We start from the raw sequence: 12,401 nt of genomic DNA, 5'->3' as shown, positions 1-12,401 counted from the left end.
ACATGACTCAATCAGAAACCCCCTCTTGTACCATGACGCCAGCACAGCAGCAGACATTGCTCAATGAGCTGGATTGGGATAAACAACAGGGACTAGTACCTGCCATAGTGCAGGACTTTCACTCCGCCAAAGTGCTGATGCTGGGCTATATGAACCCAGAAGCACTGCAAACCAGCTTTGCTAAAGGTCTGGTAACCTTCTACAGCCGCAGTAAACAACGGTTGTGGACCAAAGGCGAAACCTCAGGTAACCATTTGCAACTGGTGTCAATTGCCATGGATTGCGATCGCGATTCATTGCTGGTGCAGGCGATACCCACTGGCCCTACCTGCCATAACGGCACCGAAAGCTGCTGGGACGGCGAAGTGCATCCTTTTATGCATCAGCTACAGGAATTAATTCACGGTCGGAGAAATGCCGATCCGGCCACCAGCTATACCGCCTCACTGTTTGCCCGTGGCACCAAGCGAATTTCGCAAAAAGTCGGTGAAGAAGGTTTGGAAACAGCACTGGCGGCAGCAACCCATGACAAGTTTGAACTGGTCAATGAGGCCTCAGACCTGCTCTATCACCTGTTTGTATTGTTGGAAGACCAAGATCTGTCACTGGCTGACATTAACGCCAATCTAGCGTTACGCCACCAGAAAGCCGGTAAATGAGTGCATAAAAACGACAAAGGCGATCTTGATAAGATCGCCTTTTCTATTGGGAGCCCTTTTTTAGGCGGCCACTATCTGTTGCTGGGCGCGTAACGCAAACAAGCGATCGTGCATCACCTTGATGGTTTCAAACTTCTGCAACGACTTCACGTCACTTAATCGGCATTGTTGATCCAGCATCATCACGGTAGAAGCCTGCAGATTGGTTTCCACCACCAACACTAATAAGCGCTCACCGTGGCACTTCAGGTTAAACAGTTTACCCGGCTCACTGTAGACACACACATCACTATTCTCAAAGAACCAAGATTTGGGCATTTGTGGTTTTTGCAGAAAACAAGCCGCGGTGGCATTCAACGCTAATTGCACCAAAAACGCATCCGGCAGCGATAGACGTTTGCTGATACTGTCGAGCAGTTCAATATAATAGCGGGCATGGTCAACACTGAATTCTAACTCACCTAGAGCATCTGGAATTAACGTCTTAGGTTTATAAGGGGTCAGAAATTCCAGCTCTGAGCCCAGGGAAATACTCAGGACCCCATGTGATTCGTTATATTGCCATTGCCAGCAACTTTCAGGCATTAATAACATAGCGTAATCCAACTGACCTTTATTATTATGAACAGATAGTAGATGATATTTTATTCAATAGCAAAATATAGTTTAAATATTCTACACAAGTTTTCAATAATTAATATTGTAGATCGCAAATGAACTGACAGATCTAAAAATAACAAAAGGATCGCTTAACGATCCTTTTGATCATAAATTCACCTTAACGATCTTATTTGCTGACTCTAGATCTATATGCCTCAATAATATCGTCTATTAATTTAGGGCCCTGATAAATAAATCCAGAATAAATTTGCACCAACTGTGCGCCGGCATCTAACTTGGTCATGGCATCGTCAGCGCTCAAAATACCACCGCAACCCAATATAGGGACTTGTCCGTTCAGGCACTGAGCTAACTGTTTAATGACCTTAGTTGATAACTCATTTAAGGGTTTACCGCTAAGCCCGCCAGTCTCACTGGAATTGGCTAAACCACTAACACCATCACGACTTAATGTGGTATTTGTTGCTATCACACCATCAAATTTATTTCTAATAAGTGCATCAGCAATTTTTTCTATTTCATCCTGAGATAAATCTGGCGCAATCTTCAATGCAATTGGCACATATTTTTGATACTGCTCAGCTAATGCTTTTTGTTTTTCTTTAAGACTTGCCAGCAGATCTTCTAACAGCTCACCATATTGCATAGTGCGCAACCCTGGGGTATTAGGAGATGAAATATTCACCGCAATATAGTCTGCATATGGATAAACTTTATCCATACAGATCAAATAATCCTCTTTACCATTTTCAACAGGGGTATCTTTATTTTTACCAATATTGACACCCACCACCGCTTTGGATTTCCGTGCCAACAGATTTTTGACCAGATTATCAACACCCTTATTGTTGAATCCCATGCGGTTGATAATCGCTTTGGCTGGCTTGATCCGGAACAAGCGGGGCTTATCATTACCCGGTTGTGGCCGAGGCGTTACCGTGCCGACTTCAATATGGCCAAATCCCATCGCTGCAAAGGCGTCAATCGCTTCACCATCTTTGTCCATACCCGCGGCTAACCCTACCGGATTGGGAAAAGTAACCCCCATAAATTCAACAGGTACCGCTGCAATATGCTGGGCATAAAAACAGTTCAAGGGATTATGAGCAGTGGCTTTCAGCCCGGTCATGGCAAAATGATGAGCCACTTCTGGGTCCATCTGAAACATCACCTTTTGCGCGATTTTATAAAACATGTGTTCTCCTAAGACCTAAAAAAGCCCCGGCAGATGCCAGGGCTCTTGTTGTTATTATATGTTAACCGTGCCCTTCACAATGTAATATCAGCAGGTTAAGTTCACGCAACGCCACCGAGAACTTAGCAAATTCGTGAACACCTGAAGTCTTAAAGTCTGCCAACATCAGGAACCAACGTTCCAGCAACAGCTGGTGTGCTTCAATCCACTGGGCAATGACGGCTTCTGCATCACACTCAGCGGCACAACTGCGCAACACCACGGAACTCAATGAACGCTGTTGCCAATCCAGATCTTCCCGGAATGCGGCCCGTGCCAGTACCTGCCAATGATTAGACGCAGGCTGCGCATTGATCTGCTCCAGGAACCAATGCAATTCAACACGGGCACCGAGTTTATAGTAAGTCTCGGCAACCAGCGCTATCGCTTTGTCCTGCTGTTGAGCTATCTGCGCAATATCCAAGGCACAGAACAGCGTGCTCATCTTGCCCACCAGGCTAGCAACGTTGGCCGGTACGGCTTCACGTTCCAGCGCTGCGATGTCGTCAGCAATGCCCTGCCACTCGCTCTCTTGCAGATAATGCTGGATATTGTCACGCAGATCTTCAAACACAGGTTTGAAGAATGCCACTGTCTGTTCAATATTCAGATTACGGTTACGGTTACGCAACAGCCAGCGAGTTGAGCGGCGCATATTACGGCGCAGCTGATGCAGCATTTCACTCTGAACTACGGCTGGAACCGCACCATTCAGATCATCGATGGCCTGAATTAATTCGCCCATACCGAATATTTCTCTAGCCATAGCGTAACAAATGGCAGATTCAGCAACTGAGGCACCTGTCTCATCCTGCATACGCTGAACAAAATTCAGTCCCATTTCGTTAACCAATTCATTGGCCAACGACGTTGCGATGATTTCGCCACGTAATGGATGAGTGCCCATCTTATCGGCATACAGTTTTTGCAGCTTCTGTGGGAAATATTGCACTAACAGCTGGCTCAGCCATGGATCATCGGTCACTTCGGTGGTTACCAGTTGTTCTTTCAGCAACATTTTGCTGTAAGCCACCAGCACCGACAATTCTGGACGAGTCAAACCACGGTTGTTCGCCAACCGTTCGGTCAGTTCCTCTTCTGATGGCAGGAACTCCAGTGCCCGATCCAGCTTGCCCTCTTTTTCCAGATAATGGATAAAGCGGATGTGCTCTTTGAGCTGTTCTGCGGCATGGATCTGGGTCACCGACAAGGTACGGGTCTGCTGTTCACAGTCCTGAATCACGATATCAGCGACTTCGTCAGTCATCTGCTCAAGTAAGCTGTTACGCTGTTTTACCGTCAGATCCCCTTCTGCCACCAGGCTGTTAAGCAGGATCTTGATGTTAACTTCGTTGTCTGAGCAATCTACCCCACCAACGTTGTCCACAAAGTCGGTGTTCATACGGCCGCCGTTAGCCGCATATTCGATACGCCCCAACTGAGTACAGCCTAAGTTGCCACCTTCACCGATGATCTTGGCGCGTATTTCACCGCCATTGACGCGCAAGGCATCGTTGGCACGATCGCCCACATCGGCGTTAGTTTCACGGCTGGATTTCACATAAGTACCAATACCACCGTTCCACAACAGATCCACCGGCATTTGCAACAGCTCTTTGATCAGCTCGCTAGGCGTCATAGCGCTCTTATCGGTTGCCAGCATGGTTTTCATTTCTGGTGTCAAGGTAATCGCCTTGGCACTGCGCAGGAAAATACCACCGCCTTTAGAGATTAACTTACGATTGTAGTCATCCCAGGTTGAGCGCGGCAGATCAAACAAGCGCTGACGTTCCACAAAACTCTTGGCCGTATCCGGATTAGGATCAATAAAGATATGCATATGGTTGAACGCGGCTTGTAAGCGGATATGTTCTGACAACAACATCCCGTTACCAAACACGTCACCGGCCATATCACCGATCCCTACGCAGGTGAAATCGGTAGTCTGGCAATCAATCCCAACTTCGCGGAAATGGCGTTTGACTGATTCCCAAGCGCCTTTAGCGGTAATGCCCATTTTCTTATGGTCATAGCCGTTAGAACCACCAGAAGCAAAGGCATCACCAAGCCAGAAGTTATATTCAAGCGAGATGGCATTCGCGATATCAGAGAAAGTTGCGGTGCCCTTGTCAGCCGCGACGACCAGATAAGGGTCATCGTCATCATGGCGCACGACATCGACGGGCGGCACAATTTCTTTGTTGACGATATTGTCGGTAATATCCAGCAAGCCGTGGATAAAGATCCGGTAACAGGCTTGTCCTTCCTGGAATACCGCTTCACGCCCACCATCGGCTGGCATCTGCTTGCAGACAAAACCACCTTTGGCACCAACGGGAACAATAACAGTATTCTTCACCTGCTGGGCTTTTACCAACCCCAGCACTTCGGTACGGAAGTCTTCACGGCGATCCGACCAACGTAAACCACCACGAGCCACACGACCACCACGCAGATGCACTCCTTCCACCCTTGGGCTGTATACGAAAATTTCGTACTTAGGCAAGGGCTTTGGCATTTCTGGGATCTGATCTGGCGCAAACTTGAAGGAGATATAATCCTTAGCTTCGCCCGCAGCATCCAACTGATAGAAGTTAGTACGCACAGTCGCATTTATCAGTGCCAAATAGCGGCGGATAATACGGTCATCATCCAGACTGGCAACATCTTCTAGGCGCAGATTGATCTGTTCTTCAAACTTGCCGGTAGTGCGGGTTTTCAGTTTCGGATTGAACTTGCGGATGAACATTTTCACCAGCGAATCAGCAATCTGTGGATAGCGGCTGAAGGTTTCTTCAATGTATGCCTGACTGAAAGTGGCATCAATCTGCCGCATGTACTTAGCATAAGCACGCAATACTGAGACTTCACGACCCGACAAACCTGTGGCTAACACCAAACGGTTAAAACCGTCATCTTCCAGTTTTTCTGCCATACCAGTGACAATGCGTTCTGGAAACGATCTTGGCTGTCCGTCAGCTCTTCCGAGGCGGAGCGCTGCACTGTCATCAGGAAGTCGAGGATCCAGAATGTCTTATTGTCGGTAGTGGTGACTTCGTAAGGACGTTCGTTGATCACCCGCAAGCCAAAGTTTTCCAGCATTGGCAAAACATCAGACAAAGGGATGGGTTCATCTTTATGGAACAACTTCAAGCGCACTGTGTTGCTTTTCAGTTCCGCTTCTTGCGGCTGATAGAACAACATGCCGAGTTTATGGTCATCATCCAGCGCTTCTAACTGCCGAATATCGACAACGGCAGAAGTTGGCAGCACATCGCCTTTGTAACTCTGCGGAAACGCTGAGTCATAACGCTTAAAGTAGCGGTTACCCTGTTCTTCACCAATCGCGTTATTCAACGCAGTTGACAGTTTGTCGTCCCAAGAGCGGGCGGCTTCGATCAGATTGTTTTCAATGGCAGCCACGTCTACATCCACATCGTTGTTATTATCGACTTTGACAATGTAATGGGTCCGGCACAAGGATGACTCGGAGAAATAAGTGGTGAATTCCACTTCCTCATTACTGTTAAAGGTTTCCGCCAGAATACGTTGAGTATCTTGTCGGAGTTTGGTGTTGTATCTGTCTTTGGCGACATACACCAGACAAGACAAGAAACGGCCATAGGCATCTTTACGCACAAACAGTTTCAGTTTGTCGCGATCCTGCATATCCAACACGCCATGGGCCACCTGCGCCAGCTGTTCAACTGATGCTTGGATGATCTCATCCCGCGGCAGGTTTTCTAGGATATTCAACAGGGTTTTATAGTCGTGGGAGCGAGGGCCAAAGCCCGAAAGATCCATGATGCGCTGCACTTTTTCGGCTAACAGCGGGATGGAACGCGGACTGCGGTTATAGACGTTAGAGGCATACAGGCCCACAAACCGCTCTTCACCCACCACATTGCCTTGCTTATCAAAACGTTTGATGCCGATATAGTCCACATACGCCGGGCGATGTACCCGACTCTTGGCGGAACCTTTGGTCAGCACCAACAGTGAACCGCTCAGGGCTTCACGACGGGCGGTTTCTGAAAATGAGGACAGCATCAAACCATGTTCAGGCTGTTCTTTGCCCGGTTTTTTCATCAGCCCTAAGCTGCTGGCCACATCGGGCACCAGCTCAACATCGCCGGCGACCCGGCGCAAATCGTAATAACGGTAACCCAGCAAGGTGAAATGGTGGTCGTTAAGATAGCTGAGATAACTTACCGCTTCTTCGAGTTCTTTAGCGTCACCCGGGAATGGCCGTTTGGGCAGTTCCTGAATAATACTGGCCAGCCGTTCAGACATTGGCTGCCAGTCATCAACTGCGGCGGCAACATCATTCAGTACCGCTTCTATCTCTTTTTCCAGCAAGCGGATATCTTTTTCACTGCTCTGCCGATCAATTTCAATCAAGAACACCGCAACTTTATCGCTGTCATCGCGGCTGCCTTTGACACGGGTTACCGCGGAAATCTGGCCTTTGTCCCGCTCAATTGCCAGCGGGGTGTGTAGCATCATGTGTGAAGTGATGCCCAGCTGTTTCAGCGCTATGCCTAAGGAATCCACCAGAAACGGCATGTCTGGCTGCACGATTTCAATAATGGTGTGAGAAGATTGCCAGCCGTGTTTGGCTTGAGTCGGGTTGAAAACTTTTAAGTGTGTTTGGCCTACTGAAGTGTTAGAGAGGGAATTCCAAAGGCTCAAAACAGCTCCGTAAAGATCACTGTCGTTACGGGCAAGTAAATCGTCCTTCGACATATGGGCATAAAGACAGGTAGCAAACTGCTCTACCTGACGAGCCTGGGCTTTTGGAACCTTGGAATGAATGAGGTGAACTACATTCTCCAGTAATACTGAAGGCATTGAGTCTTTCAAAGCCATGGTAATGTTTCCTTAAGCGTCTATGGCAGCGCTTTTTTGTATTTAGGATGCTTCGACGAATGACCCGGATCACTCGCAAAATGTGACCTAGGTCTTGGCGCGCAGTTTATTACTAAACACTGCGCATTTCGAGGAAAATTTTAGTGTGATATAAAGCATTTAGCCAAACATTGGCGGCGCTACCAACAGGCTTTTGACCAAATATCTGCAAAAGCTGAAAAACTATGCAACATGCGGATGACAGACGGTTATCATGGGGCACTGCTCAGCTTCCGTTTAGGCCAGAAAACCGCGGCTAATGCGGGCAGAATAATGATGGCGCCGAGCATATTGACCAGGAACATAAATGTCAGCAATATGCCCATGTCCATCTGGAATTTAAGCGCTGAAAAAAACCAAGTGCTGACGCCCACCGCCAAGGTCAAGCCCGTGAAGATCACCGCGTTACCGCGTTCGCACAACGCGTCTAGATAAGCCTGTTGCACCGGCATCCCTTCCCGCAGTTTCTGCGCCATGATCGACAAAATATAAATACCATAATCCACGCCGATGCCGACCCCTAACGCGATAACGGGTAATGTACTTACCGTCAGCCCAATATCGAGGTAGGTCATCAGGGCTTGTGCCAAGGTGGAAACCACATATAACGGAATAATCACCGCTAATGTGGCCCTTAATGAGCGAAAACTTAGCAAACACAACACAAATACTGCGCCATAGACGTACAACATCATGGGTAACTGCGCCGCGGCGACCGCTTCATTGGTCGCGGCCATCACGCCTACCGGCCCAGATGCCAATTTAAATTTGACCTTGTCAGTATCCAGTTCTGCTGCCAGTTGCTGCACTTTTGCCACCACCCCATTGATGGTTTGCGCCTTGTGATCCTGTAAAAAGATACACAGGCATCACCGAGCAATTACCATCCAGCAAACCACTGGTGGTGGGGATTTGTGACACCAACTGTGCCAAACTGGCAGGATTACGCGGCAGCATTAACCAGCGGGGATTGCCTTCGTTAAAACCGGCATTAACCTGACGGGCCACCGAGCTGATGCTGGCGGTAAACTCCACTCCCGGAGTATTGCGAGCGTACCATTCAAAATCGTCAAGCTGTTGTAAAACATCGTGGTAAGTACAAGCCTCAGGGAAAGCTTCGACAATGACACTCATCACATCAGTGGTGATGGCAAAATGGTCTGTGATAAAAAAGTATCCTGATTGTAACGGGAAGATTCGTGTAATGCTGGGGCTCCGCGCTGTAAATCCCCTATCTGCATACGACTCGATTGCATCAAGCCAAAACCATAAAGCCCTGCCGTCAGCAGGATAATCAGCCAAGCGTAGCGTGGCGATGCAAACCCCGCCAGACGTTGCCAAATTTTTGCCAGGCGTGGCGGCATCTGTCACCGGTGGTGTTGGCAAATTCACAAAAGAGATCACCAGCGGCAGCAATACCAGATTGGTCAGAATAATCACGCCGACCCCGAGTGATGCAGAGATAGCGAGTTCGCGAATAATACCGATATCTATGGTCAGCAAGGTCATAAAGCCAACGGTATCAGACAGCAATGCCACACCGCCGGGTACCAACAGTGCCCGAAACGCCGCGGCCGCCGCCTGTTTGCTGCTCATGCCGCCGCTTACCCGTTGGCGAATGGCATTGATCATCTGTACGCCGTGGCTGACACCAATGGCAAATACCAAAAATGGCACCAAAATCGACATAGGATCGAGCCCGAAACCGATGAGGTTCAATAATCCCAGTTGCCACACCACAGCGACGAGGCTACACGTCAATGGCAATAACGTCAGCAGCACAGAACGGCTGAACAGATACACCATGATGGCCGTGACTAACAGTGCAATCACAAAAAATAACAGCACGCCACGGGCACCTTCCGCCACATCTCCTGCCATTTTGGCAAAGCCAATAATATGAATGCGAATTTGCGGCGTTTGATATTGGTCACGCAACTGCTGTTCTAGCTTGTCGGCGAATGCCAGCGTATCGAGCGGCGCTCCGGTTTGCGGATCAAAATCCAGCAACTGCGCACTGATCATCGCTGCGGAATAATCGTTAGCAACTAAACGGCCAACAATCCCGGCCTTTTCGATATTTTCCTTAACCTTTTGCAAGCCGGCTGCTGAGGTACTGAAATCCGCCGGGATCACCGGCCCACCAGCAAAGCCATCCTCAACCACTTCGGTAAAGCGGGTTGACGGTGAATACAGTGACTTCACTTGCGAGCGATCAACACCTGGAATAAAAAACAGCTGGTCATGCACCTCTTTTAGCGCGTCAAAGAACTGCGGGTTGAAAATATCACCACTGCGGTCTTCCACCGCCACCATAATGGAGTTAGCTCCGCCAAACTGCTGCTGATGTTTGAGATAAGTCTGCATGTAAGGATGTGCCAGCGGAATATTTTTGACGAAGGCGGCATCCATGCGAAGTTGGCTGGCCTGCCAGCCCAAGACGGCAGTACAAAGTGCAAAAAACAGCAACACCCAGACACGGTGTCGGAACAGAAAACTTTCAAGGCCATTAACCAGTTTTTCCAACATATACCACACCCGTTATTCTAATGTTATAGGTTGCAGACCTTTGGTTCCGGCCAACCAGATCCTGCCGGTAGGATCGGCTGCCAGCGTCAACAGATTTTCCCCTTTCAATTGCCGCACTAATTGCGCCCGGTTCCCAGCATCCAGACGGATAATCACACCGCTATTGCCCGTCACCCACAACTGCTCAGCAACCTGAGTTATGCCATTGATAGTGGCTACCTGCGGCAATGCAATTGACTGCCACGACTGCAATGACAAATCGCTGACAAACAGGTTGCCGCGCAACCCCCACATAGACCTGACCGTTGTACTCTTTGGCAGCAAACAGCGAGCCTTCATACGGGAATTGTAGCCGTTGCCAATGCGCACCTAGATCATCACTCACGGCTACCAACCCCATTTCACCCACCAACAGCAAACGGCCATCAGGTAGCGGCAATAGCCGATTAAAATGCGGCAAGATAGAATCTGCTTCCTGTTGATAAACCTGAGGATCATCTGTTTTTAGCTGTTGCAGATATTGTTTGTCATCTTCGTTCAGCAACTCATCATGAAATTCCCGCTGCCAATGCTTGCCACCGTCTTGGGTGCGTAACAACAAGCCATAAGCACCAATTGCCAAGCCCTGTTGGGCGTCACGAAAATACACATCCATTAATGGGCGAGCCAACGTTTCTGAACGATACTGTAATTGCCAAGTGACCCCGGCGTCACGGCTATGCAGGATGGTGGCATCATGTCCAACCGCCCAACCATTATTGGCATCCACAAAGGTTACCCGGGTAAGTAGGTTACGGCTGGGTGTTAATACCTGTTGCCAGTTTCCCGTTGCGAGCAACCGCAGTATGTGGCCCCGTTCACCAACCGCCACCAAGGTATCACCCGCATGTTTGATATCCAGCACCAGCGCTTGTGACGCCAAAGGCTGTAACTGACTGGTGAGTGCCACTTGTCCAGTTTCGTCAGGAACAGCACAGACCACTAGCGGCAACCCGCAAATAACACTGCCAAACAAGCTGCGGAACTTCATCTTGTCGCCTTAAATCAAGGGGCAGCCGGCTGCCCCATAGTGAATGGTTATGGTTAACGTATGCCATCCCGTCGTAACGAGGCAGGAGTGAAGTTAGCTTCGGTAAGCTTGGCATCAAAATCATACATAGGTGACTGATTATCCAGACCTAATGCCAGATAACGGCGGGATTGCAGATCGTGATAAACCTCCAGCGTGCTCCACTGTACTGGCACTTCGTAGTAGTTGATGGCATGAGCCTGTACTACCCGATATAACTCATCACGGTTGTCATACAGATCAGCGACCGAGATTTGCCAAGAGTCCTCGTCCAGATAAAACACCCGGGTTTTATAGATATGACGCATACCCTCTTTGAGCGTCGCCTTCACCAGCCACACCCGATGTTTCTCATAGCGCACTACCTCTGGGTTGATATGCCCTTTCTTGAGGATGTCGCTGTACTGCAATTTGTCAGAATGCAGCCGGTAATCGTTATAAGGGATCAGTAGCTCTTGCTTACCAAGCAACTCCCAGTTGTAACGTGAGGGTGAACCGTTGAACATGTCGAAATCATCGGTGGTACGCAACCCATCAGACACAGTTCCTGGGGTGTCAAATGCCACATTGGGTGCCTTACGGACTCGCCGCTGCCCGGTATTGTAGGTCCAGGCCTGTCGGGGTTCTTTCTCCTGATCCATGGTTTCCTTGACTAACAACGCGGTACCCGCCAAACGAGCTGGCTGGGTAACCACCTGCTTGAAACTGAAGATCAAGTTATCGTTACGCAACTGCGCTAAAGTTTCTTCTGGACGAGAATATTCAAAGCGGATCTCCTCCTCCATCTCTACCAGCGTGTAGTCGCCAGAGGCGGTAGGCGCGGCCTGTCCACGATGCGTGGCAATATCAACGCCACGGAACCTGAGGATGTGGTTCCAAATGGCCTCCAAACCATTGGCGGGGATCGGAAACGGGATACCTTTGGCGGCACCATCGACACCATTGCCTCCGGCAACCAATATTGCCGAAGTGGCGTTGGCGCGAGTCGCATCATAGATGTACTGCGGCACAGATGCCGTGCGGCGAGTCTGGTAAACATGCATATTGAAACTATCAGGATATAGTTCAAACAGCTTCTGTTGTCCTGGACTCAGCAACGACTTGTACTGTGCCAGATTAGCGCTAGTCACCGTATATAATGGTTTGTCATCGGGGAATGGATCCGGGTGATGCATACCTTTTTGATAGCCCGCGGGCGCTTTGGTAATGCCGCCGCTCCAAGCCGGAATCGAGCCGTCTTGATTACCCGCCATCTGTGCGCCTAACGGTGTTAAATCCTGCCCTAACCTAGCAGCTTCTGTTTCGGACACCTGTGCCTGGCACGTTGCTCCCCAGCATCATGATGACCATCGCTGTCAGTTGTGTCATAGCTTTCATCGTT

At 49.2% G+C, this 12,401-nt stretch carries 5 protein-coding genes and 3 pseudogenes; 1 reads left to right on the top strand and 7 read right to left on the bottom strand.

Features of this window, described 5'->3' with window-relative positions; all coding sequences use genetic code 11:
* The first annotated feature begins 2 nt into the window (after positions 1–2).
* A complete protein-coding gene (hisIE, locus tag KHX94_RS17480) occupies positions 3–659 on the top strand; it encodes a bifunctional phosphoribosyl-AMP cyclohydrolase/phosphoribosyl-ATP diphosphatase HisIE (RefSeq protein WP_213681579.1) in 657 nt (218 codons plus the stop codon).
* Positions 660–719: 60 nt separating this feature from the next.
* On the opposite strand, the gene KHX94_RS17475 is transcribed toward hisIE, so the two are convergent.
* The 7 genes and pseudogenes from KHX94_RS17475 to KHX94_RS17445 form a co-directional block, all read right to left on the bottom strand.
* Entirely contained in the window at positions 720–1,253 is a 534-nt protein-coding gene (locus KHX94_RS17475; RefSeq protein WP_213681578.1) for a cell division protein ZapC, read from the bottom strand.
* A 193-nt stretch (positions 1,254–1,446) separates the two neighbouring features.
* Complete coding sequence (gene pyrD / locus KHX94_RS17470; RefSeq protein ID WP_213681577.1) at positions 1,447–2,475, bottom strand: quinone-dependent dihydroorotate dehydrogenase; 1,029 nt, start codon at positions 2,473–2,475, stop codon at positions 1,447–1,449.
* A 61-nt stretch (positions 2,476–2,536) separates the two neighbouring features.
* Positions 2,537–7,383: pseudogene (locus KHX94_RS17465) on the bottom strand (NAD-glutamate dehydrogenase).
* A 251-nt stretch (positions 7,384–7,634) separates the two neighbouring features.
* Positions 7,635–9,951, bottom strand: a pseudogene (locus KHX94_RS17460) (efflux RND transporter permease subunit).
* 12 nt (positions 9,952–9,963) lie between these two features.
* Positions 9,964–10,125 (bottom strand): hypothetical protein, encoded by a 162-nt coding sequence (locus KHX94_RS17455; protein WP_213681576.1) that lies wholly within the window; start codon positions 10,123–10,125, stop codon positions 9,964–9,966.
* 10 nt (positions 10,126–10,135) lie between these two features.
* The gene (locus KHX94_RS17450; RefSeq protein WP_213681575.1) at positions 10,136–10,981 is read right to left on the bottom strand and encodes a WD40/YVTN/BNR-like repeat-containing protein; all 846 of its coding nucleotides are present in this window, start codon (positions 10,979–10,981) and stop codon (positions 10,136–10,138) included.
* Positions 10,982–11,034: 53 nt separating this feature from the next.
* Positions 11,035–12,388, bottom strand: a pseudogene (locus KHX94_RS17445) (DUF1329 domain-containing protein).
* Between the last annotated feature and the right edge of the window lie 13 nt (positions 12,389–12,401).

Source organism: Shewanella dokdonensis (assembly GCF_018394335.1).
In the GTDB taxonomy this organism is placed as follows: domain Bacteria; phylum Pseudomonadota; class Gammaproteobacteria; order Enterobacterales; family Shewanellaceae; genus Shewanella; species Shewanella dokdonensis.
Note: the sequence above shows the minus strand (reverse complement) of the source record. Positions and strands in the feature narration are given on the sequence as shown.